22 protein-coding genes and 1 pseudogene are annotated in these 23,010 nt (G+C 69.5%); 9 read left to right on the forward strand and 14 right to left on the reverse strand.

The window, feature by feature from the left end; translation table 11 throughout:
- Positions 1-12 precede the first annotated feature (12 nt).
- The 8 genes from RGI145_RS22715 to RGI145_RS22750 all read right to left on the reverse strand — a co-directional run bounded on the left by RGI145_RS22715 (position 13) and on the right by RGI145_RS22750 (position 7,397).
- The gene (locus RGI145_RS22715) at positions 13-447 is read right to left on the reverse strand and encodes a hypothetical protein (RefSeq protein ID WP_075800835.1); all 435 of its coding nucleotides are present in this window, start codon (positions 445-447) and stop codon (positions 13-15) included.
- Positions 448-552: 105 nt separating this feature from the next.
- Positions 553-1,089: a hypothetical protein gene (locus tag RGI145_RS22720; protein ID WP_075800836.1), complete on the reverse strand. Its 537-nt coding sequence runs from the start codon at positions 1,087-1,089 to the stop codon at positions 553-555.
- Between the two features lie 11 nt (positions 1,090-1,100).
- On the reverse strand, positions 1,101-2,378 hold the full coding sequence (locus RGI145_RS22725) for a hypothetical protein (RefSeq protein ID WP_156878754.1): 1,278 nt from the start codon (positions 2,376-2,378) through the stop codon (positions 1,101-1,103).
- A 254-nt stretch (positions 2,379-2,632) separates the two neighbouring features.
- Positions 2,633-4,000, reverse strand: a complete 1,368-nt coding sequence (locus RGI145_RS22730; protein WP_075800838.1) for a DotG/IcmE/VirB10 family type IV secretion system protein — start codon at positions 3,998-4,000, stop codon at positions 2,633-2,635.
- The gene (locus RGI145_RS22735) at positions 4,001-4,945 is read right to left on the reverse strand and encodes a DotH/IcmK family type IV secretion protein (protein ID WP_156878774.1); all 945 of its coding nucleotides are present in this window, start codon (positions 4,943-4,945) and stop codon (positions 4,001-4,003) included.
- A gap of 56 nt (positions 4,946-5,001) precedes the next feature.
- On the reverse strand, positions 5,002-5,631 hold the full coding sequence (locus tag RGI145_RS22740) for a DotI/IcmL/TraM family protein (protein WP_019460417.1): 630 nt from the start codon (positions 5,629-5,631) through the stop codon (positions 5,002-5,004).
- Positions 5,632-5,698: 67 nt separating this feature from the next.
- Positions 5,699-6,409: a hypothetical protein gene (locus RGI145_RS22745; RefSeq protein ID WP_075800840.1), complete on the reverse strand. Its 711-nt coding sequence runs from the start codon at positions 6,407-6,409 to the stop codon at positions 5,699-5,701.
- 565 nt (positions 6,410-6,974) lie between these two features.
- Positions 6,975-7,397, reverse strand: coding sequence for a helix-turn-helix domain-containing protein (locus RGI145_RS22750; protein WP_075800841.1), 423 nt, complete (start codon positions 7,395-7,397; stop codon positions 6,975-6,977).
- Positions 7,398-8,001: 604 nt separating this feature from the next.
- Between RGI145_RS22750 and RGI145_RS22760 the strand changes: the two genes are divergently transcribed.
- The 7 genes from RGI145_RS22760 (at position 8,002) to RGI145_RS22790 (ending at position 14,850) form a co-directional block, all read left to right on the forward strand.
- Positions 8,002-8,502, forward strand: a complete 501-nt coding sequence (locus RGI145_RS22760; protein WP_418314518.1) for a type IVB secretion system protein IcmW — start codon at positions 8,002-8,004, stop codon at positions 8,500-8,502.
- On the forward strand, positions 8,502-9,026 hold the full coding sequence (locus RGI145_RS22765) for a hypothetical protein (RefSeq protein WP_075800843.1): 525 nt from the start codon (positions 8,502-8,504) through the stop codon (positions 9,024-9,026). Before RGI145_RS22760 ends, RGI145_RS22765 begins: the two co-directional genes overlap by 1 nt.
- 18 nt (positions 9,027-9,044) lie before the next feature.
- Positions 9,045-10,235, forward strand: a complete 1,191-nt coding sequence (locus RGI145_RS22770; RefSeq protein WP_075800844.1) for a hypothetical protein — start codon at positions 9,045-9,047, stop codon at positions 10,233-10,235.
- A 12-nt stretch (positions 10,236-10,247) separates the two neighbouring features.
- Complete coding sequence (locus RGI145_RS22775; protein ID WP_075800845.1) at positions 10,248-11,645, forward strand: hypothetical protein; 1,398 nt, start codon at positions 10,248-10,250, stop codon at positions 11,643-11,645.
- Positions 11,646-11,704: 59 nt separating this feature from the next.
- Positions 11,705-14,032 (forward strand): DotA/TraY family protein, encoded by a 2,328-nt coding sequence (locus tag RGI145_RS22780; protein WP_075800846.1) that lies wholly within the window; start codon positions 11,705-11,707, stop codon positions 14,030-14,032.
- A 150-nt stretch (positions 14,033-14,182) separates the two neighbouring features.
- Complete coding sequence (locus tag RGI145_RS22785; protein WP_156878755.1) at positions 14,183-14,476, forward strand: hypothetical protein; 294 nt, start codon at positions 14,183-14,185, stop codon at positions 14,474-14,476.
- Positions 14,477-14,532: 56 nt separating this feature from the next.
- Positions 14,533-14,850, forward strand: a complete 318-nt coding sequence (locus RGI145_RS22790; RefSeq protein ID WP_075800848.1) for a hypothetical protein — start codon at positions 14,533-14,535, stop codon at positions 14,848-14,850.
- Here RGI145_RS22790 and RGI145_RS22795 read toward each other — a convergent pair.
- The 3 genes and pseudogenes from RGI145_RS22795 to RGI145_RS22805 all read right to left on the reverse strand — a co-directional run.
- Complete coding sequence (locus RGI145_RS22795; protein ID WP_075800849.1) at positions 14,847-15,203, reverse strand: hypothetical protein; 357 nt, start codon at positions 15,201-15,203, stop codon at positions 14,847-14,849. The two genes, RGI145_RS22790 and RGI145_RS22795, sit on opposite strands and share 4 nt — an antisense overlap.
- 163 nt (positions 15,204-15,366) lie before the next feature.
- Complete coding sequence (locus RGI145_RS22800) at positions 15,367-16,077, reverse strand: IS6 family transposase (protein WP_075800850.1); 711 nt, start codon at positions 16,075-16,077, stop codon at positions 15,367-15,369.
- 28 nt (positions 16,078-16,105) lie between these two features.
- Positions 16,106-17,374: pseudogene (locus tag RGI145_RS22805) on the reverse strand (thiamine pyrophosphate-binding protein); the annotation flags it as partial.
- 248 nt (positions 17,375-17,622) lie between these two features.
- On the opposite strand from RGI145_RS22805, the gene RGI145_RS22810 reads away from it, so the two are divergent.
- Together RGI145_RS22810 and RGI145_RS22815 are read left to right on the forward strand one after the other, a co-directional pair.
- The gene (locus RGI145_RS22810) at positions 17,623-17,787 is read left to right on the forward strand and encodes a helix-turn-helix domain-containing protein (RefSeq protein WP_418314516.1); all 165 of its coding nucleotides are present in this window, start codon (positions 17,623-17,625) and stop codon (positions 17,785-17,787) included.
- Between the two features lie 718 nt (positions 17,788-18,505).
- On the forward strand, positions 18,506-19,099 hold the full coding sequence (locus RGI145_RS22815) for a hypothetical protein (protein WP_075800851.1): 594 nt from the start codon (positions 18,506-18,508) through the stop codon (positions 19,097-19,099).
- A gap of 188 nt (positions 19,100-19,287) precedes the next feature.
- Here RGI145_RS22815 and RGI145_RS22820 read toward each other — a convergent pair whose 3' ends face one another.
- From RGI145_RS22820 to RGI145_RS22830, 3 genes are read right to left on the reverse strand one after another with little or no spacing between them, the layout of a single operon-like run.
- A complete protein-coding gene (locus tag RGI145_RS22820; RefSeq protein WP_075800852.1) occupies positions 19,288-19,929 on the reverse strand; it encodes an aspartate/glutamate racemase family protein in 642 nt (213 codons plus the stop codon).
- Positions 19,930-19,969: 40 nt separating this feature from the next.
- On the reverse strand, positions 19,970-21,352 hold the full coding sequence (locus RGI145_RS22825; RefSeq protein ID WP_075800853.1) for an amidohydrolase family protein: 1,383 nt from the start codon (positions 21,350-21,352) through the stop codon (positions 19,970-19,972).
- A 59-nt stretch (positions 21,353-21,411) separates the two neighbouring features.
- Positions 21,412-22,998: an ABC transporter substrate-binding protein gene (locus RGI145_RS22830; RefSeq protein WP_075801036.1), complete on the reverse strand. Its 1,587-nt coding sequence runs from the start codon at positions 22,996-22,998 to the stop codon at positions 21,412-21,414.
- Positions 22,999-23,010 lie beyond the last annotated feature (12 nt).

Here is a 23,010-nt window from a genome sequence, read left to right on the forward strand (position 1 = left end):
AACCGCCCCGGCTCAGTTGAAGGTCACGGGGGCGTTGGTGCCGGTGATGGTCGCGGCGCCGCCCGAGGCCGTCTGCGCGGCCTTGCCGATCCACACCCCGCCGGTGGCGAACAGCCCGCAGAGAACGATGCCGGCGAGGCCCATCGCGACCTTGCCGCCCTCGCGGTTCTGCGGCTGGCGGGACTGCCAGAGCGCCCAGGCGCCGCCCACCAGGCAGATCAGCGCCGCGACGTACATCGCCATGGAACCGAGGTTGCCGCCGGCGGTGGTCGCCTCCTGCGCCATGGTGCCGACCTGGGAACCGATGGTGGAGGACTGGGCATAGGCGGTGCCGGTGAAAAGGATGGCGGCCCCCGCCATCAGCACGCTGAACAGTACGGTCCGGCTGCGACGGGCGGCACCCGGCTGGTGCGGGGCGGTGTCGGACTTGAGGAGGATGGACGTCACGGGGATCACTTTCCTGTTTCGCTACCAGGGCGCCACCTCGGCGTCCCTGTCAGCAACCTGCGGGCGCTCCATGCGAACGGCGCAGGTTTTTCTGGCGCTTGCCGATCAGCTGTTCGCTCTGAACAGCGCTGCCAGGAAAGTGGCCAGCGGAAGCACGTTGATGAGCATGACGCCGAAGGCGAACTGCACGAGGCACCCGCCCTGATGGCGCCGGCTGACGCCACGCATGACGGCCCACCAGGCCAGCACGGCCATTAGCGCCATCATGGCGCCGAAGGACTGGAAGAAGCCCTGGAAGATCTCCACCACGTTGACGACGGTGTTGGCTGGCGTGGAACCCAGCACCCCGGAGGCACTCGGCACGTAGCCGAAGGCGCCGCCGGTGCCGACGGTGATGGTCGAACCGCTGGAGCGGTTCGCCATGGTGAGGATACGGTCGAAGCTCGCGAAGACGCCGCTCAGGACGAGCGCCACCCAGGGCAGCCAGGGCTTGCCGCGGAGGGGATTGTGCGGCTGTGCCTGTTGCCAGAAGCCCCAGGCACCGAAGAGGAAGGCAACGATCGCGAAGATGTAGGCGAACGCTGGGACGAGGTAGGCGATCGCGATGCCGATATCGGCCGCGAAATCGGCGAGACCCTGCATGCCGGGCGCCCCTACTGGATGTTGCCGCGCTCGGTCCGCACCACCCAGGCCGCGCCCTGCTGCGCGATCGCCGTGATGCGGCCGTAGCCCGGCACCTGGTCGCCAACGGCGACCTGAAGCTGCACACCGGACTCGCTGCTGTTGTCCACCTCGGACAGCATGGCCAGGCCCGGCGAGGCCGCCTGGACACGATAGCGGCGACGCACGTCGTCGGCGCGCGGTGCGGCGACGGCCGTGCGCGGGGCGGCGGGGGCGGCGCTGGCCGCGCCGCGTGCCACGGCTGGCACAGCAACGGCCGGCGGCTCCGGACCACCCATCGCCACGGCCACGGCGCCACGTGCCTCGGCCAGGGCCACCCGCCGGGACAAATCGGCGACCGACTCCTCGATCCGCCCCCGCGCGGCCGCCATGTCGGTACGCAGCTGACGGTTCTCCTCGCGCAGATCACGGACCATGGTGCCGATCGCCGTCACCAGTCCGAGGACCTCGACCTGCTGCGGCGTCGACATCGGCGCGGGCCGCAGATGTGCCGCGATCGCGCCCGGATCGGGCGTGGCGCCTTGCGAGGTATTGCCCGCAGGCACCGAAACGGGGTTGACCGCCACGGGCGCCGGCATGGCGATGCCTCCGGCAACGGGGGCAGTGGCTGACGCCGAAGCAGGGAGTGGTGCCTCGGGAGCCGACGCGCCGGGCGGATTGCCTGGGACGGCGGAGGCCGGTGGCAGGCCGATGGGGGCCGGCACGGTGGCCGGCATGGCGGCCATGGCAGTCCCGCTCCCCTCTGGCGACGAGGCGCCTGCCGATGCCGATGCCGATGCCGATGCTGGTGCCGGGCTGGGGGGCACGGCTGCCATGGCATGAGGTGCGGACGGCGCGGCCGGGGCCGCTGCCGCCCGTGCGGCACCCGCCTCGGCGTCCGCCCGCTGCGGTGTCTCGCCCAGGCGCCGCGCGAGCGGCACCGGCTCGGTCACGCGGGCAGCCGGGTGGGCCGGCGGGGTCTGGAAGCCGATGATCTCCCGCACCTGTTCCTCGACCGGCTGACGGGCCGGTGTCTCCCGCTGCACCGGCGGCACCGGCACCGGATCGGGTGCCGTCGCGATCCGCGCGGCCGGGGCGATCAGCTCCGGTGCGTGCTGGGCCGGCATGATGGCCTGGCGCGCCGTCTCGACCGCACCGCGCAGCCTGGTCGCGGTTCCACCGAGGTCGAGCGGATAGACCGTGTTGTAGGGCGAGATCATGAAGGCGCCGCCCGCCGCCAGCAGCGCAACGCCGAGGGCAACCCCGGCCATCAGGCGTGTCCGGCGCCGCCCTCGGCCGGTGGCCAAGGTATCCGGCCCGGGCTGGGGGAGCGTGGCTGCGACCCCTTCCGTCTCCGGGAGCAGATCGGCGCCGCCATCGTCCGACCGCTCATCAGGCAGTGTGGAGGTCCGAGGACGAAGGCCAGGGTCGATGACGAGGTGGTGGGTGTCCATGGGGAGATCCTGTGGGGATGCGGCCCACAGGATCGGACGACCCGACGCGAATGGCGCGGGTCGTGAGCGCCTCAATCCTCGGCGCGCAGATCGTTCAGGAACATGATGCCAACTGGCGCATTGGCCGCGAGGTGAATGGTGGGGCCACGCGGGGCGGCCTGCTGCAGGGCGCGGCCGACCTGCTGCGCGGCGACACCGGCTCCGACCGCGAGTTGCTGCTCCGGGTTCAGGCGGGTGATGACCGAGGCGCCACCCAGCGGGCCAAGCTGCGTGTAGCTGTTCGAGGTGGTGGCCACCGCCTGCCCGATGCCCGCGATGAAGGCCGCGGCACCAGGCAGCACGAAGCGTTCCAGAACCCGCTGGTCGACGCTGGTGGCGACGGCCGTCTCCATGGTGTCGGGCGCCACCACGATGGCCTCAGCCTGGATCGAGCGACCCTGGAACTGCACGCGGTCGACGCGCACCACGAGCCGGTTGCTCTGCCCGGCCGTGCTGAAGCTGCCGATCAGGCGCGCCCCCGCGAGCGGTCCGCTATCGGCCTGCAGCACGATGGGGCCGCCGGTCTCGGAGTTCACCGCCAGCACGGTATGCGCGTAGAGGCCGCGACCGGCCGGCATCAGCAGGCGCCCCTGCCGGGACGTGGCAGCGCGACCCTCACTCGCCGCCTCGGTCGCGTCCCGTGATGACCGGCCATCATCCGCCATCCGCCGTGCCAACGGCGCCGCCGCAGCGGAACGTGGGCGGCCATCCTGGTCGGCCTCCCCCGCCGAGGTGGAGGAGGGCACGAGCGTCACCGTGGTTTGCGCCGGCCGCCCCTGCCAGCTGCCGAACAGGTTGTTCACCGCCACCCGGAACGCCGGGTCGTCCACCTGAGGCGAGGTCGTGCCGGTCTGCGCGACGGTGCGGATCGGGCCTTGCGGGCTCGCCGCGCTGGTCGGTGGCGCGGACGCGAACAGGACCGGCGGCGTGGCCGGCGCGTGTCGCGCCTGCGGTGCCGGAACCGGGGCCACGAATGGTGGCGAGGGCGGCGCCGTGGCCGCGGTTGGCAGCGAGGGAGGTGGTCCGACCGCGCCCGGCGGCGTCACCGGGTCCGGCAGTACCAGGCCCGTGGCCGGATTGCGCTGGCTCGCCGCGATCGGCGGGGTGAAGGACTGCCCAGCCTCCTGAGCGCGAGCCGCCTGCTGCTGGTTCGCGACAACCGCCAGCCGATCCTGGTATGGCGTGGAGTTGGTGCCACCGGGCAGGGTATTGACCAGTGGCTGCCGCGCGGTGCGACTCTCCGGCGACACCGCCTTCTCGTGCATGGTGGCCCAGGCAATGGTCCCGATGAGGGCCACGGCAACCCCGGCGATGCCCGCGAGGCGCAACGGTCCGGCGGCCAGGGCACGGCTGAACGGGTTCCGAAAGCCCCTGCTGCGCCGGATGGCGGTGTCGGACATCTAACGCTCCTCCCGCAGCTCGGCCGAAACCGTGCGGTTGTTGACCGAAAGCAGCACCACCGGCGTCTGCGGCAGCGCGTAGACCGTGGTGCCGCCCTCGCCGTACTGCGAGGCGTCCCAGGGCGGGGAGAGCAGCGTGTGGCTCGTGCGCAGATAGATCTGGTTGCCCAGGCGCCAGGCACGCACGGCATCGGGGGAGACGCCGCTGACGGCGAGCGGCACCGCATCGGCCGGCGCCACGCCTGACAGCATGGCGGTCAGGTACGGAGCGCCGGTGACCGGCGCCCCGGGCCGTGTGTCGATCTGGATGCGGGCGTTCGGCCCACGGCTGGCCACATGGATGCTCACATCCGCGTCGTAGCGCGCCTGGCCCGCCACCAGCAGGAAGGAGATCGGCTTGGGGGCGCCCTGGAGGTTGACGAGCAGCCCACCGCGCGGTGCCATCGACATGGGCGTGATCTGGATGGTGTTCGACCCGCGGACCGGAACACAGACATGAAAGCCCGCGAGCTCGGCCGCCGGCCCGCCGGGTCCAGCCGGCCCGGCATTGGGCGAGGTGGAGCAGCCGCCGACGCCAGCGCCTCCCCCACCGGAGACATTCGCGTTGTTGGAGTTGGTGTCCCAGGCGATGGGCCAGGGCTGGCCCGTGGCATCGAAGAAGCTGAGCGCCGTGGGGTAGCCACGGACGGTCTGCACGATCGAGGTCGGCTGGCCCGGCTGGAAGCCGGCGTTGACCGGACGGCTGACCGGGGCGGCGATGATGGCCACGCTTTCCTCGCGTGCCCGCTGCACCTCGCCGAAACGGCGTGCGAGTTCGCGGATCATCTCCGGCGTGAGCGGGATCGCGTCCTCCAGGATACGATCCCGGGTTGCGGCGCGGTCGGCCGGCGTGGCGGCCGGCTGTGGCGGTGCCTGGGCGGACGCCGAGGCGCTCATCAGGGCCATGGCGAGGAGAGCCAGGGTTGCGGGGCGGGCTTGCACGGCGAGGGCTCCTGTTCCGGTCATCGGGCAATCGCGACCAACTGGTCGATCACCAGGCCGTCCGGACGATCCTCGTCATTGGTGCGAACCACCATCGCCGAGATCACCAGATTGTTCGTGCTGGTCTGCTGCGAATTCTCGCAGGTCTGCATGACCGGGAACTGGATGTTGTAGGTCAGCCGGCCACTGCTGATCCGCGTGTCCGCGATGGTGGCCGCACGCTGCGCCTGGGCGTAGCACACCATGCGGCCGCGCTTCATGGCCTCGAAGCTGCCGCCTGCCATGTAGCTCTGCGCGAAGCTGTTCCAGCCCTGGATCGAGAAGCGGCGTCCGGCCGTGTTCAGCTGGGTCGGATAGTCGTGATAGTTGACGTTGTAGGCTGCGAGGACGGCGCGCACCGTCCATTCCAGCAGCTGCGTGTCATCCACCACCGGGCTTTCCAGTGCCCGGATCGGCCGCGGTGGATTACGGCCATCGACGAGGAAGTAGCGTGTCTCGCTGGGGCGTGTCTGAAGCCAGTAGGAGTGAGCGAGTGCCGCGACGGTGACGGTCGCCATGGCGACGCAGAGCATCGTGAGGCGGTTCACCAGGCGGCCCTGGAACTCGGGATCGCTCAGCCTGTTGCTCACGGCCGCGCGGGCATTCTGCATGGCATGGTCTCCGTCCTGCGCACGGAACTCTCAACCCTGCCGATGCGAATGGTGCCGCAGGATCGGCTCAGTCGCCGTAGCCGGCCTGCATCTCCTGATAGGTGGTGGTGCGCTTGCTCATGGGTGCGATGTAGGTGAAGCGGTCTCCGAAGAAGAGGCGGCCGGGCTGCATGCGGCACTCACGCACAACGAGACCCGCCTCACGCACCCTCTCGCGGGCAAGGGCCGGATCGTACTGGCGCACGAGCTGAGACCGCGGCAGCGGTGGTACTCGCATCAACGCCAAGCGAGAAACGACGGCTCGGAACGGGATGCCGAGGTCGTTGGCGATGGCCTGCGGATGCTGCCCGGCCCACCGGGCACTGGCAACGTGAAGTTCGAGCCGGGGGGTCCAGGCGACCTGGTTGCGGCTGATGCGGATGTCGACCGCGACCGGCAGCCCGTCGAAGGTGGTGACCACCTTGATGCGCTTCAGGCCGGCTTGAGGTTCGGGAAGTGCCGCGGCTGCGGCGTTGGGAAGGCGCGCGGCACAGACGAGGGATGGCAGGCAGCCGGACCCGGCCAGCCGTGGCACCGGGACCGAAGGGGCCTGCGCCGCGCGTGCCACTCTGATCTGGTCCATGTCCCGCGCCGCAGGTCGCCGGATGTTGGCGCGCTTGCGGCTCGGCAACCCCAGGCGGCGGACCAGCGCGTACAAGCCATTCTTGGAGCGCTCGAAGGCCCCGGCGATGCTTCCGACATCCCACGCGCTCAGCCAGCAGTCGATCAGCGGCAGCATGTCCGTGCCCCGCCAGGCGCGAGGGTGGCCATTGCGCCGGACTGGCCTGGAGTGGGGTGTGGGCAGACCCAGCACGACCACGCGCTCCAACAGGAAATCCTCACCGGCGCGAAGGTACTGGCAGAGAGCTTGCAGACCATGACCCCTACGCACCAGCCCGGCCAGGACTGTGTCGTAGTGCCATTCCAGATGTGCCGAATCCGCATCTGTCCCAGCTGGACGCTCTGTCTCCAGTGTGGGGTCCGAACTCGTGAGTGACATTGAGGCCGCCTCGCACCGCTCCATATGGTATATGTCACATCATAGTGACAACCAACAACGGCCTGCCTCATCACATGAACAATGTTTAAGTGTGCTATGTAATTGGCGCATCGCGGGATAGCCCGGCGTGCCACGGTCAGATAAGCATATGTAAATGTTGCGCTTGTTGCGTAATGAGAGGAGTGTGGTGTGGCTGGAAAGCGACCTGTAGCCAAGCCATGCCAGCAGGCGCGTCATATCTACAGTTTGGAAAGACACGCTGGCTCGTGGCTGTGGAATGCTGGCCTCGTGGCCTGCATCGGATCTAGTGGGAGATGATGGAGCGCGTCCGCATGGCCAGAGCGAGCCGGCTCAGGCGATGGATTTCTTCCAGCACGGTGTCGAGATCCTCCATGCGCCTGGGCTCCCCGGCCGGCTTTGCCGCAGCGGCGGGCGCCTCGGCGGAGGCTTTCGGCGGCACCTCCACGGCATCGGCCGGGTGCTCGAGCGGGGGCAGAAGCTCTACGGGCTGCACGCCGAGGCCACGGGCCAGCTTGGCGAAGGTCGTCAGGGTAAGGTTCTGAAGCCCGGCCTCCGCGCCAAAGATCGTCTGGACCTCGACCTCCGCCTTATCCGCCACCTCCCTCGTCGTCATCCGCTTGGAGGTCCGGATCCGCTTCACGATGACAGCGATCTCCCCGAGCAGGGGATCGAGATCCCGCCTGGGAGTCCGGCGCTTGCGGGACATGGACGGCTCCTGGCGGTCCTCTTCCGATTCCGCGAGAACGCTCGCCGGTAGCCGCTTTCCGCTCACCGCGGTTGCCCCTCCATCATGCCGGGTCCGCCTTCCAAGAGCCATTCGCATCGCCTCCTGCCAGCAATGCGGCCAGGAGATCGTGAGCCATGCCCAATCCCTACGTCGTCGTCCTGGCGGCGCACCTTCTGTTCCCTACCCCATTGCCCATCGACTTCAGTCTTATGACGCCAAATGGCGCTCCGGCACAGTCCGCGCGGGGGGATTCCGCCGATGCGGTGCCCCCTGCGCGTGCCACGTCCCCAAATCCTCCCGCTCGGCGCGTGAGAAGTGGCCCGCTTCCGGATCAAGCGGTCATACAGGGCTATGGTGCTGATATTCCCCTGTCCTTTGCCGTGAGGCAGATCGTTCCGCGCGCCTTTCAGGTGGCCTTTGGCCCGGGGGTTGAGCGTGACAGGACCGTCTCCTGGGTTGGCGGCAAGCCTTGGCGAACGGCGCTTCAGGATGCGGTACGGCCCCTTGGACTCCGCGTCGAGGTGACAGAACAGACCGCCCGCCTGCTTCAGCGGTGATATGACACGCATGGCGCTTTGTTCGCATCACCGGATGCCACCTTCCCTCAAGTTGGAGGAGGGGCCCGATGCCCGATCTTGAGCGACACGCCGTACTGGACTGGTTGAGGCTGGCGGAGCCGGCCACGACAGCCCTCGGAAGCGGGCTGATCCGCCCCATGGAGGTGACGGAGGCTGTGGAACCGCTGCTGATCGGCCTCGGCCAGAGGCTGGACAGCTACCCCGACCCGTCCGCTGCCGCGAGCCTGCTCGCGGCCGGAGACCTGGCGCCCCTGCGCGAGGTTCTCGCCCAACTCGGCATCGCCCGCCTCCTGCGGCTGCTCACCTGGCTCGATGCCGCTGGCACCACTCCGGAGGGTGGGCTTCCGGATGCCCTGCTGCGCGATGACAGCACCGAGGCGGGACTGGCCCTGCGGGCCACGCTGGCAACCTTGCACCGCCAGACATTGCTCGACCGGCTCTTCGCGCCCGAGCGGCTGGAGCACCTCACCGCCCTGCTGGACGAGATCCGCCAGGAGGCCGCGTGATGCGCTGCGTCAGGCTCGCCGCCGCCCTCGGGCTCGCCGTGGCACTCAACGCCCCCTCCCTCGCCCAGGCGCAATCCACCGGCTCTGTGGGTTGCGCCGCGCTCACCCAGGCCGCCGCCGGTGCCATCGAGGCCCGGGTCCAGGCCGACGACGCCGCCATTCCACAGCCCACCAGCGTCCGCAGCCTGACCTGCCTCGACAGCTTCTTCCGCGGCGTCGGCCTGAACGTGATCGCCTCGCTGCTCGACCCGGGCAGCCTGCTCGATGCCATCGAGGGCCAGATCTGCGCGACCGTGAGCCAGGCCTGGCAGTCCGCCCTCGGCTCCGCGCAATGCGGCCTCACGATCTCGGGCTTCAACCTGGGATTCGGCGGCCTCGGCGGCGGCGTGATGTGCCCACGCCTGAGCTTCGGCGGCGGCGGTCCGCCGATCGGCACCTTCGGCACCGGGAACAACACCTCCGGCAACTTCTATGTCAACGGCTCACCGCTGGCACCCACCGGCTACACCCTGCCAGCACAATAGGCGATGAGGAGCGATCCCATGCGAAACCTCTCCCGGACGGTCGTCATCGCCGCCGCCCTCGGCGGTGGCATGTCCGCCCTCACGCCAAGGCCGGCGCATGCCGAATGGCCGACCTTCGATGCCATCACCCATGTCCTGCTGACCCAGACGCAGCAGGTCCTCAACAACGCGATGAACCGCGTCTATGACAACATTACCAACATCGGAAACCTGATCGGCGACCGCGTCACCAGCATGGGCGGCTTGCTGGACACCAAGCTCGGCGACGGCTTCACGCAGATCTCCAACTACCAGCGCGCGCAGATCAGTGCCGTCGGACAGATCGCCGACGCTTCCAACACCGCTAACGCCCGGGTGATGCGGGATCGCCGCAACGCCGAGATCCGCGACGAGCACACCCCCTCGCCGCAGGCCTGCCTCGCGCTGGACAGCGGCCAGGCGACCACCGTCTCGCGCATTCAGGGCGACCGGATCGCCACCGCCATCAACACCGTCATGGATGCGCGCGGCGAGGGCGCCCAGGGCACGGCCGCCTGGTACGGGCAGGCCCAATCCATGACCTCCAGCAACGCGCTCCACCTCGCCCGTTACTGCACCGCCGACGAGGCCGCCGCGAGCCTCTGCACCATGTCGGTCCGGCCCAACGCCGACGTGCGCGCCGCCACCTTCAACCAGGAGGTCTATACCGACGTCGACGCGGTGAACGCGGCCAATGACTATGCCACCAACGTCGTGCAGCCCGTCGTACCCGCCGCCCTGCGCGGCGACCATCTGAGCTCCGTCGAGGGGCAGAATGCCTCCGCCCTGCGCCGTGCCTACGACGCCCGCATGTCCCTGGCCCGCTCGGTCTTCACCACGCAGATTGCCATGAATGCGCCGGCCGTGACGCTGAACGAGGCCCAGCGCGCGCTGATTACCGCGCGCGGCGGCACGCCGCCCGATGCCAGCTCTTGGATGCAGGTCCTCTCCCTGGAGGTGGAACGGCGCTTCTCCGACACCGGCTGGGCGTCGTCGCTGCAGGCCATGCCGCCCGCGGCCGTCTCCCGCGAGATCGCCGCCCAGCTCGCCCTCTCCAACTACCTCGCCCTGCAGAACCTGCGGGTCGGCCAGCAGATCGCGGCCGTCGGCGCCGCCAACCTCGCGGTCGCCACCGAACGCGGCTTCCCCGGCATCGTCCCCGTCCCCTCCCCCTCCTTCGCGACCAACTGAGGAGCCACAGGCATGTCCGCCACCCTGAACGAGCCGCCGCGCGCGACCCAACGCGGCCCCGACCCGCTCCGCGAGGTCTTCGACCGGATGAACGAGGCGCGGGGCGTCCTGGCCGGCCACGATCCGAAGCTCAGCCAGCAAATCAACGAGGTCACACGCCTGCTGCACCAGTCCGACACCCCCCGCGATGCTGCGCTGCTCACCCGGGCGGCCTATGTCTACCAGGATTTCACCCGGCTGGCGGGTCCCGTCGCCGGCGTGCCGGACAACCTGCGCGCCGAGCTGGGCCACCTCGCCGGCACGGCGCCCGGCCTCGCCAACGAGCGCATCCACGACCTTCTGCGGGAAGTGCCGGACCTGCGGGATCGCTCGCTGGTCCATTCGATCCGCTCCCTGGCCGTCGCCACCGGAAAGGAGGGCGGCGATCAGCACCGTCCGGACGTTCTGGACAAGGTGGAGACCTTGGAGCGACGCGTCATGGCCGTCTCGCCGGGCTTCGGCGGCCCCACGGCCCGGCATGCACAGCCCGATTTCGCCACGGCAACGCCCGCCCCGACCTCCCCGGCGCCCGCAGGCGGCGGGGCGCCAGAGGCCACGCGTGGCTCCTCGCCCGAGGAAAGGGTCCAGGCCAGCGCCTCCCCTGGCGAAGGCGCGCGCCAGGCACGCCAGTCCGAAGCGGTCCAGCCCGCTCCAGCGGCCCAGCCGGCAACGGCCGCCCAGGCAGCGCCGGCAGCCCAACTGGCGACGGCCGTGCCGGCGAGCCCGGTCGAGCGTGTGGTCGCCGCCATGATCCCGCCGCGCCCGACAAGCCCGCCCTGGGAACCACCGCCGACACCCCTCGGCGAGCGTCTCGCCAGCTATCTCGGCAACCGGGCTGACAACAAGGCGCTGGAGGCGGCCGAAGCCTCGGGGCAGCGTGCCATCGAGGCGCTGCGCGGCTTTGCCCAGGGTGCCGGCGCGGCGGTGATGGCCCGCATCAACGAGGCGGCACGTAGCGACCCCCGTGGCGTCGAGGGCGTCCTGTCCGAGATGCGCGAAGGCGGCCGGCACGCCGAGCTGCGCTCGCAGTTCAACAACGCTCTTGTCCAGGAGAAGGGCGTTGCCGCCGCCTACGACGCAGCCGCCTCGGCGGTGCGGCAGTATGGCAGCGATCGCCAGGCGGCCGACGCGGTCGTCCTGAAGCGCTCCGAGCCGGCGACGCTGGCCGGGCGCTTCGAGCGGCTCGACGCCGCCATCGGCGAGGCGGCCTCGCACCTGCCCTCGCGCCAGGAGGGCAAGAGCGTGGTGGACGAACTCGGCCAGAAGGTCGCGGACCTCGTCCGCCGGGCCGTCGATGGCATTCGCAACGTCTTCCAGCAGGAGCAGCGCCCAGGCGCCGCGGCCTCCTCCTCTCCCTCGCCTGGACCGTAGGCCTGTTCGCATCGGCGGCGTGCATCCTCGCGGACCAACCCCCCCGCCGCGAGGACACGATGCGCCGTAGAACCCTGATGGCCCTGGCGACCCTGGTGCCGGCCCTGCTCCTGGCAGGCCCGGCACTGGCCCAGGGAACGGGCGTGAACCTCAGCTGGTCCGCCCTCGATCCCGGCGACGACTGGGCCGCGACCGTGATCCGCTCGGTCTTCCCGATCGACGGCTCGACCGGCACGGTCAGCACCGGCAACGCCGCCACGGTGATCGGCACCCTGGTCCGCTCCCTCACCGGCTTCGTGGCAGCCATCGCCATGTTCTATCTCGTCTACTCCATGATCATGCAGATCTGGCGCGGCGCGGAGACGTCGCGCCTGCTCACCGACGGCATGAGCGGCATGGCCGCCCTCCGTCTCGGTGCCGCTGCGATCTTCATGTTTCCGCTGGCCAACGGCTTCTCGACCGGGCAGGCGGCCGTGGTGCAGGCCTCGATGTGGGGCATCGGCATGGCCAAAACGGTCTACACCTCCGCGGTGACGGCCATCGGTGCCGATGCCCGCGTCATCGCCGACCCTATCGTCCCCGGCAGCCGGACCATCGTGGCGGGGTTGATCCGCAACGAGCTCTGCCGGGCCCTGGTCAACGCCGCCGCCAACAACGCCAACCTCGTGCCGGCGCCGGGCCCGATCTCCTCGGGCGGGGTCGGCAACGTCCCTGGCTTCGACACCTGGGCCTACCGGATGTCCAGCGGCAACGAGACCGGCGCGCCGGTCTGCGGCACCGTGACCCTGGCCAAGGCCAGCGGCACCAACACCGTCGCCGGGGTCGATGTCGGCATGGTCGACAAGCAGCGCCAGATCCTCACCAACGTCCTCACCGGAACCATCCGCCCGCAGGTCGCGAGTGTCGCGCAGCAGTTCTATGCCGACCGCCGCGCGGCCGATCTGCAGCCCCTGATGAGCGTGCTGATGTCCGCCACCAGCCAGTACAACAGCCAGCTCACCACCGCCGCCAGCAGCGCCATGAGTAGCATCCGCAGCGCGCTGCAGAATGCCCGTGGCAGCGGCGCCACGCCCGATGCCACCTCGATCCGGCTGAGCGCGCTCGGCTGGTCGGCCGCCGGCGCCTACTACCTGGAGTTCTCCCGCCTCAACGGCGCCACCTTGTCCCTGATGAGCGGCGTGCCCCGCGTTGAGCGTCCCTCCTATCTCGGCCTTGGCCCCGCCCTGACTGCCGACGTGGCACCCCTCTCCGCGGCGGCCGAGGCCTTCATGGAGCGGGTGAGTGCCTACGTCGCCACCACCGACCAGGCCAACACGCCGTTCGGCGGATCGGGCCTGTTCTCCGGCGCCTCGCCGGCGGAGGATGGCGCCGGCATGGTCGAGCGGGTCTTCCGCTCGCTGGGCCTGAGCGAACGCATCCTTGCCCTCGTCACCAACTACTTCGTCAACCCCGGCACCAGCGTCTGGATCGACCCCTTCGGCAGCCTGATGCAGCTCGGCCACGCCATGGTCGCGACCGCCATGGGCGCGCTCGGGATGGCTGGCATCGGCGTGGGAGGCTCGAACGCCGTCGGCACCGCCCTCGGCGGCGTGCCGGTGCTGGGTGGGGTCCTGGCGGCCGGGTTCAGCGGCCTGGGCAAGGTGCTGGAGTTCCTCGGCCCGGCGATCTTCGCGTTGATCTCCGGCCTGCTGATCCCCGGGCTGACCATCGCCTACGTCCTGCCCCTCATCCCCTTCCTGATTTGGGTCGCAGGCGTCGCGGGCTGGCTGATCCTGGTCTGCGAGGCGGTCATCGCCGTGCCGCTATGGATGCTGGCGCACATGACCATGCGTGGCGAGGGCCTCCATGGAACCGCGACGGAAGGCTACTCGCTGCTGTTCAACGTCCTGTTCCGCCCGGTGCTGATGCTGCTCGGGCTGTTCCTCGGCTACTTCATCTTCGCCAGCATGTCGTGGCTGCTGCGCCTGAGCTTCGGTGTGGCGGCGGGCTTCGTGCTGGGCAACGGCTGGGTGGTGACCAACGTGCTGGGCGTCGTGGTGCTGCTCTGCATCTTTGTCCTCGCCCACGTCGTCCTGGCGCTGATGTCCTTCCGGATGATCTCCCTGGTGCCCCACCATATCCCGCGCCTGATCGGCTTCCTGCCGGCCAACCGGGTGGATATGGACGGATTCAGCCGGGATGCGGCCCTGGTTGGCGCTGCTGGGGCGTTGAGGCGGATCGAGGGTGCGGCTACCCAAGCGTTAGGCAAGGAGCCCTCTGGCGGCGCGGTCACCTATCCATCGCACAATAGTCCCGACCAAACTCGCCTGAGTGCTAACCCAGGTGATACAATGGACTCCACGCTGAGGGCCGCGACCGACATCTCGCCCTCTCGAAGGGAGGGCTAGATGGACGATCATGATACTGGAATCAGTGGTGCGGCGGGCTACCTCCTGGGGAGGATGGCGGCAGAGAGTGCGCAGGACCAGGCTCGACTCCGGAAATACCTGCGGTCGCGCTTCTCACGTCCTGTACGGCGCCCCTATGAAGCCGAAAGCGTGGATCGTGCGATCGCGGAGTGGCAGGAAGCCGTCCGCTCACGCGACGCGACCATTCAGGGTCTGCGTGAGCAAGGTGCCGCTGTCGTGACGGAGCGCGACCAGTGGCGCGACTATGCGCGGGCCGTTGAGGGCGAGCGGGAAGCCTTGCGGACCCAGGCCAGCGCGCTGCAGGACAACAAGTTCCGGCTTCTGGATCGCGTCGTCGACCTGGAAGCGGAAAACTCCGGACTGCTGGAAGACGTGGAGATGCTTCGCGCCGAGGTGGCCCGGCTCAGGAACGGGACCGACTAGCCCCGGCCGTTCGCACCGGAGCCGGGCAGCATGGGGCCACAACCAGGACAGGCCCCATGCTCCCCTCCCGATCCGCCCTCCTCGCCGCCCTCGTCGCCCTCTCCCTCGCGGCCTGCAGCAGCGGCAACGTCCGCACCACCAGCAGCTACAATGCCCCGGCGGCGCCCCCTGTCAGCAACCCCAATTACGATCCCTTTGCCGCGCCCGGCACGGTCAACGCCACATGGGCGCCGCCCGTGCTCAACCGCAACGGCACCATTGTCAAACCCAACGACCCACGTGGCGCCATGGCTGGCCGGCCCGACTACGAGCACGCCCCCTGGGCAACCGGGGCCGCGGGCGGCGCAGTCTACGCTCCCCCCGGCACCTTCTAGCCGCCCCTCGGCCAGAAGCCCTCGGCCGTGCGCAGATAGGCGCCGGCCGGGGCCAGCCGCCGCGTCCTCAGCTGCCAGTTCGCCCAGGCGTTGCGGAAGGCCAGCACGAAAAAGGCGGCGCAGAAGGGCAGGAACTGCACCGCCGCGCTGAACCGTCCGCCTCCGCCCGCCGGCATCGCCACCATCTGCCAGACCCACATGAGCAGGGCGATCCAGCCCGCCGCGAAGCAGCCCCACGCGACCCGGGCGGTCTGCCGCCGGCGTTCCTTCCAGCGCCTTTCCAGTTCGAACTCCGTGATGCCCAGCTGGAACGCCGTGGCCACCGGATCGAGGTAGCCTCGCGCGTCGGCCACCGGCCCGCTCTGCTGCGCCGGTCCCTGCCGGATCGCGCCGGCCAGCCCGCGCAGCAGGCCATATCCCGAGCGGATCTCGCCGGCGCCCGCGGTCTCGCCGGGGCATTGGCAAGTTGTTTAGCGAGGGGGCGAGTTCGGCCGCGTGACTGAGGGTGCGGCAGGATCAGGATGCTGCCTCGGCGCAGGTTTCCTGCCGCCAGATCCGAAAGGCCTTGGCCCGAGCGCGCCGGTACTCACCGGCCGTCATCAAGTGCCGGCGAGGACGGAAATGGCCGTAGATCATGCTGTGGGCTGAGAGGAACCGCTGAGCCTGCCCGGCCGACTTGAACCGCTGCATCTGCCGTTCTCGTCGCCGGGTCGGCCGGTGCGAGTTCTCCGCCCGATTGTTGAGATAGCGGCTGCTCCGATGCCGGACCTCGGGTAGGATCTCGCGCTGCGCCACGCCGTAGCTCTTCAACCCGTCTGTGACCAACCGCTGTGGCTTGTACCTCATGCTCGCGAGCAGGCGCTTGAAGAACCGCTTGGCTGCACCCCCGTTCCGCCGATCCTGAACAAGGATGTCCAGCACCACGCCGTGCTGGTCCACCGCGCGCCAGAGATAATGCAGCACGCCATTGATGCGTAGAAACACCTCATCCAGGTGCCAGGTGTCGCCCGGCTTCGGTCGGCGCCGCCGCAGCCTGGCCGCAAACTCCGAACCGAACTTCCGGCACCAGCTCCGGATGCTCTCGTGCGTGACGGTGATGCCCCGCTCTGCCAGGATCAGTTCCACATCCCGCAGGCTCAGGCCAAATGCGTGATACAGCCAGACGGCGTGGCTGATGATCTCCGCCGGAAAGCGGTAGCCAGGGTAGGTGGCGGGGTCAGGCGTCATCCGGCCAGCTTCGCCCAGCTCGCTCTCTGCGGCTACTGCCGCTCAACTTGGCAATGCCCGCCTGGGGCATGGCATTCGCCATCGTGCCGTGGCTCAGGCTGACGATGGTCCGGTTGAAGCTCGTGGCCGGGATGTGCCGCAGGCACCACACCATGGGGGAACCACCGTCGGCGGTGTACACCGCGTCCGGGGTGGCGTGCTTCGAGACGGTCTCCACCAGGAATTGCGGATGGATCGCCCCGCTGCCCGGCACTGCTCGCCGCTCGAGCTTTACCTTCGCGCTGCGGGCCTCCGAGAGCGCCTTGTCGAGGAAGGCGCGATCGTGGCAGGCCTGGATGCGGGGCAGCAGCGCCTCCAGTGTGGGCGCGATGTCGCCCACGACGCCGATGTCCACGGGATGCCGGCGGCCAAGATGGGTTGCATCGATGTCGATCTGGATGATCTTTGCCTGTTCCGGGTAAAACTGCCGCCACGCGAAGTCACAGCCGAGGAGCAGCAGCGTGTCGCACTCCTTGATCGCGCTGTAGCCGCCGCGGTGGCCGAACACGCCGGTCATACCGACGTCGAAAGGGTTCTCCGGCTCGAGGAAGTCCTTGGCGCGGGATGTGCGGGCTACCGGCGCCTGCAGGCGCTCCGCCAGGGCGATCACTTGGTCATGCGCGCGCTCACAGCCGGAGCCGCCGTAGATCACGACCCGCTTCCCTGCGTTCAGCGTCTCGGCTATCCGGTCCAACTCGCCCTCAGCGGGGCGGGAGACGGGCTCGACCCGGTGCGCGCGGAAGGGTGGTTCCTCTGGGGCCGTGGCTTGAAACACGTCCACCGGCACGATCAGCACAGCGACACCCCGGCGAGAAAGCGCGGCTTGCGCCGCCATGGCGGTCATCCGCGCGGCATGGGCAGGCGTTCGAATCTCCTCGCAGAACACGGTGCCCTTGGCGTAGACGCTCTTGAAGTCCACCTCCTGCGGAAAGTCGAAGCCCTGCTCGTCCCGGCTGATCTGGCTGGCCACGAGGACCACGGGCGCGCGGTTGCGGTGGCTCTCCCACAGGCCGTTGATGAAGTGCAGGCTGCCCGGCCCGCAGGAGCCAGCACAAAGCGCGAGTTCCCCGGTGAGGAGTGCGTCGGCGCCGGCGGCCATGGCGCCCGCCTCCTCGTGGCGCACATGGACCCAGCGGATGGAGGAGCGACGCACGGCATCTGTGAAGTAGTTCAGCGTGTCGCCCGGCACGCCGTAGCAGCGGGCGGCCCCCGCCTCGGCCAGAACCTTGACAACTACGTCGGCTACCCTGCGGCTCATGCACTGCTCCTCTTTTTCGAATGGTGCTGCCGCCCTGCCCACCACCGTCGGGCAGGGTCCACGCGCCGCGCATGGATAGCCGCAACCCGACCAACCAGCTTGAACCGGGATGCTCCGATCGAGGGTACGTGTGCTCTCGTCCGGGTTACGAAGCCGGTTGTTGGCGGGATCCGCGCGTGGCGCTGGGCGAGCGGGTGAACGCCCTGCGGGTGGCGCTCGGCCTCAGCTAGGAGGACTTCGCGGGCCGGGTGGGGCTGGACCGGACCTATGTCAGCGGCATCGAGCGCGGCCTGCGCAACCCCACCTTGCTGGTGCTGCTGCGCCTGGCGCAGGCGCTGGAGGTCTCCGTCACCGGGTTGCTGGAAGAACCACCATCCCGTCGGAAGACAGAGCAACCGCCTGCGAAGCGCTGACAAGCGCCTTTCGTCACGGCCGGCACGGAAAGCGGGCGAGGCGCATGGCCTCGTCCCGCTTTGCCGGCCCCGGCCTCGGCCCGCCGGGAGGGCGGGGCGCCGGCTCCGGTGAGGGAGAGCACCGTCATCGCCTGACGCCCGCTACGACACTGAGGTAGGTCGTCTTTGCTGCATCGCAACAGGCCGGCGCACGGCTCGGATGCGGCAATCCGCACTTTGCCAGAGAAGCCTCCGCATTTCATTCCGATTTGCCATTGAAAGTGCAGGCCCCACTTCCCATATGAGTGGAGGTGAAGCCGGGAGCCTGTTCGTTGCTCTCCGCCTTCCGGGCGCCTGTCGCCCCCCACCTCCCCATCCCATCCTCATCCTGGCGGACCGATGCGCGCGCCTCCTGGCAGCGCGCCGGTCCTGGACCGCGCATCCGGCACTGAGCCGGCCGTCTTCTGCGAACCTCCTGCCCTGCCAGCGGTGGCAGCCCGATGACCGGAATGGGCCGCCCGGCGCTGCCCTCCCCGGGGCTGCGCGGCGGATCCTCTTCCTTCTTCCCCTTCCGCTTCCCTTCTCTCCTCCCGGCTTCACCACGCCTTCTCCCGATCTGCCTTCGCGGCTCTCCGGTGATCACCGGCGGGGGGGCGCCACACCATCGCGCCCCCTCTTTCCCCTCTCGTCCCGTGTCCCTGGCCGGTCTCGGTAGCTCCCAAGCCGACCGTCGCGGCCCTTGAGCAAGGCCGAAACCATCCTCCAGGACACCACGATGCTCTTCAGCACCGACGTTCCCGACCACGAGGCCGAGCGCCGGCGGGCCCGGCTCTTCTGGCACTTCACCGCACAGCTCCTGCCCACGGTGGCGGAGGCCAGCGATGCCGCCCTTCCGGGGGCGGCGGAGTTCGAGCGCCTGCACCGGCGCCTCGATGTCCTCGAGCGCCACATGGCCGACCTGATGTTCCTCCAGCTCTCCGCGCAGGACCTCCTGCTCGGCAGGCGCCGGGACTTCTCGGTTCGCAGCCGCGACCTCATCGTCACGGCCCTGCGCCAGGCACCCTACCGGGGCCGTTGCCCCTGCTGCGGCCACGAGCCCGTCCTCGACGCGGCGGGCGCACCGCTGGAGGGGACCGAGTTCGACCACGCCTTCCACCGTGGGCTGAACCGGCCCGAGCATGGCAGGCTCGTCTGCCGGCCCTGCCACCGCGAGATGACCCATGGCGGCTATCTCGCGCGCTTCTCTCGCATCCACCAGTTCCGCGCCTTCCAGGGCGCGGTGCTCGCCGGGCGGGACCGATCCCGGGCCCGGCCCGCGGACGCCCCGTCCTGACGCTGGCTCCCACCAGCAACGCAAAGCCCCCGGCCATCGCGGCCGGGGGCTTTTTGCGTTTCCGCGCGCGCAGGATCAGCTGCGTGCGATGTTGGTGAGCACGGCGTTGGAGGGTGGGAAGTACATCTGCAGCACTCGGTCAGATTGGGCACGGCACTCACATCGCAACAATCTTAAGGTCACTCCATCTATGTCAGCGTAACGAGCAGAGCCTGCGCCACGGCCGCTTGGCAGGGCTCGATCACCGGCAAGCCTAGCGCATCCTCCAGGAAGCGCCGGTGCCCGGCCATGCCGGCGCAGCCAAGGATCACGCTGTCCGCCCCCCGCACCTTCAGCGCCTGCCCGAGTTCGAGCAGGCGGGGCCGGGGTCCTTCCGTGCCCGTCAGGACCTCCATGGGCAGGTTCAGCGGCAGGCTGGCGACGCAGCGCGCCTCCAGGCCCATGGCCTGCAACACGCGGCGCTGACGCTGCACGCTCGCCTCGACGAAGGCGACGATGCCGAAACGCTCGCCCCGCGCCATTGCGGCGGCGATGCCGGAACGCAGCGCGCCGAGGACCGGCCGCGGGGTCACGTTGCGGAGCAGGTCGATGGCCGGGTCTGAGACGCAGGCGATGACATAGGCCTCGGCCGGCTCTGCCTCCACGAGACGGCAGAGCGGCTCGGCCACGGCGTGCCAGTCGCGCCAGGTCGCGATGGCTGGCGGCCCCTCCGGCAGGCCGGTCACCTCCAGCCGCGGACCATGTGTCAGGGCCAGGGATTGCACCGAATCCCGGATCGTGTCGGTGCAGCTCGCGGAACTATTCGGGTTGATCACCAGGATGCGGGACATGCTGGGGTCTTTCCTGCAAGACGAGTCGTCTGGCGCGGGGTCAGCCTTCGAAGGCCGCCCGCGCCTCGGGGAGATCCCAGATCCGCCGGATCGCCGCCACTCCGGCCTCCGTGATCGCCGCCGGATCGCCATGCAGGTAGCGGCCGCCCTGGAGGAGCAGGCGCCCATCGACCATCACCGCATCCACATTGCCACGGTTGGCGAGCCAGACGAGAGCACGCCGGGGGTCGTGGAGCGGCTGGAGATGCGGATGGCTGAGGTCGATCACAGTCAGGTCAGCAGTGGCACCCGGGCAGATGCGTCCGAGATCCGGCCGCGTGATCGCCGCGGCGGCCCCGGTGGTGACCGCGGCGATGATCTCGCCGGATGCGGCGGTTTCGGCCTTGCCCGAAACGATCTTAGAGATCATGGCCGCGGCGTTCATCTCCCCCAGCAGGTCCATGTTGTAGCCGTCGGTCCCAATCAGCGTCCGCACGCCATGGCCGGCGAAGCGTCCGAAGGCCGCCGTGGTCCCGGCGCGAGCGAAGACCCGCGGGCAGTTCAGGACCGTGGCACCGCGCGACGCCATCAGGCGAAGGTCGTCATCCGTGCTGTCCACGCAATGCGCGGCCAGGAGGTCGGGCGCGAGCAGGCCGAGCCAGTCGAGATACTCCGCCGGTGTCCGGTCATAGCGCGACCGGATGGTGGCGACCTCGCCCCTGCTCTGCGCCAGATGGGTGGTGATGGGCACGCCGAGTTCCCGCGCCCGCGCCGCCAGGGTGCGCAGCAGGTCCGGGCCGCAAGTATCCGTGGCATGCGGGCTCATCGCCAGCCGGATGCGGCCGGAATCCCGCCCTTCCCAGGTGGTGTGGAGTTCGTTCCAGCGGGCGAGGTCCGCAGCGCCGTCATCGCCGGCATAGGTGACCTGCCCGTCCTGTCCCGCCTTCGCATCCGCCGTGGAGAAGAGATAGGGCGCGCCGTAGAAGCGGATGCCCATCTCCTCCGCCGCGTCGAACATCTCCGGGATGCCGTTGCGGAAGGGCTCCATCACCGTGGTGGCACCACCGCTCAGGAGCTGCAGGATCCCCAGCCGTGCGATGGCCAGGCGCTCCTCCCGCGACAGGATCTCGATGCCGCGCTTCGTCAGCGGCAGCAACACCGTATAGACAATGCTCTGGTTGTTCTTCCGCCCGGCCCCATCCTCGGTATGGGTGCGCGCCACGGCTTCGCTGAAGCAGTGGTTGTGCAGGTTCAGCAGCCCGGGCAGGACGAAGCGGCCCGGGGCGTCCAGCACTGTCCCGGCCCCGTCGGGCCGGCTCTCCGTGATGGCGGCGATGCCGCGCCCTTCCGTGAGCACCCATCGGTCACGCAGGACGACGGGCTTCCCCTCCTGCTCGGAGAGGACGTAAGAGCCGAAGATGGCGGTGGTACCAGGAGACTGCACAGCGTGGTCCTTCCGAACAGGTCGGGAAGCCGCTCCGTGACGGGAGTGGCGGACGAGGCTCAGGCGGGGCGGACGTTCCAGAACACGGCTGTGCCGTCCCCGATTCCGGTGATGGCTGCGCGGTGCACAGAGGGCTGGAAATACTGTCCGATCGGGTAGAAGGGCACTTCCTCCATCGCCGCCTGCTGAATCTCGCGGCAGATACGCTGCTGTTCCGCCAGTTCGCCCGCGGCCAGCCACTGGTCACGCAGCGCAGGAATCCTCTCGCTCCTGTACCAGCCCGGATAGGCGCCCTCCCCCTGCAGGGTCAGGTGCCCCGCCGGGTTGAGCCAGTCGATACCTTGCCAATTCGCGGCGACGGCGCTCCAGCCTCCCTGCTCCACAGGATCACGCCGGTTGCGACGCGTCAGCACGGAGGCAAAATCCAGGGACACGGTCTCCACATTCATGCCCGCCTGCCGGAACATGTCTGCTGCCACATCGCCCAAGGGCTTCTGAGCCAGGGAGTCGGCGGGGATCAGAACCACCACCTTCTCTCCGTTGTAGCCGGCAGCCGCCAAGTCGCGCTTCACCCTGTCCAGATCGCGCGCACCCTTCAACGGCTCCAGCCCCGCCTCGCTGGCCATCGGCGTGCCCGGGCAGAAGAAGCCCGCCGGGCTGTGATGGAACTCGGGATTCTCGCCCGCCACCGCCATCATGAAGGCTTCCTGGTCGACCGCACCCCAGAGGGCACGGCGGATCGCCGGGTTGTTGAAGGGTGGCTGCAGGTGGTTCACCTGCAGGATGCAGTTGAAGCCACGCGGATCGAGCACCCTGATCCGCAGGTTCCTGTCACGGCGCAGGAGCGGCAGAAGGTCGTGCGGCGTCGCTTCCTGCCAGTCCTGTTCGCCCGATTGCAGCGCGGAAGCACCGGTCGCTGCATCGGGCATGGTCGTCCACTCGACGCGATCGTAGTGCACGACCTTGCCCCCCGCAGTCCAGTCGGCGGTCTCCTGGCGAGGGACGTAGCGCTCGAAGCGCTCATAGACGTTCCGCGCGCCAGGAACGCGCTCGTCCGCCCTGAAACGAAAGGGGCCGCTGCCGATCACCTCCGGGATCTGCTTGAACGGGTCGGTCGCGGCCAGGCGTTCCGGCATCATGAAACAGGCCTGGATCGCCGCCTTGCCCAGGGCCTGCGGCAGCAGAGGAAAGGGCCGCCTCAGGCGGAAGCGGATCGTCCGGTCATCCGGAGCGGAAACTTCGTCGGTGGCCGCCATCAGCGCGCCGCCGAAGGCATCACGTCGAGCCCAGCGCCGGATGCTGGCCACGCAATCCTTCGCCAGCACCGGGTCGCCATCGTGCCAGAGCAGCCCCGGACGGAGGGTCAGGTTCCAGAGTTTCCCGTCCGCCTCGACCCGGTGCCCCTCCACCATCTGCGGCGAGACCTCGAGCTTCGAATTGATGCCGTAGAGCGTGTCGAAGACCATGAAGCCATGGTTCCGCGACACCTGGGCGGTGCTGAAGATCGGGTCCGTGAAGGCGAGATCAATCACCGGGATGAAGCGTAGCGTCGTGGCGGAAGCCGCGCGCGCCAAGCCGGGAAGCGAGAGACCCGGCAGAGCCAGGGCCGAGGTGGCGGCGGTACGGAGAAGCGTGCGGCGGTGCATCATGTGTTCTGG

It is taken from the genome of Roseomonas gilardii (assembly GCF_001941945.1).
Classification (GTDB): domain Bacteria; phylum Pseudomonadota; class Alphaproteobacteria; order Acetobacterales; family Acetobacteraceae; genus Roseomonas.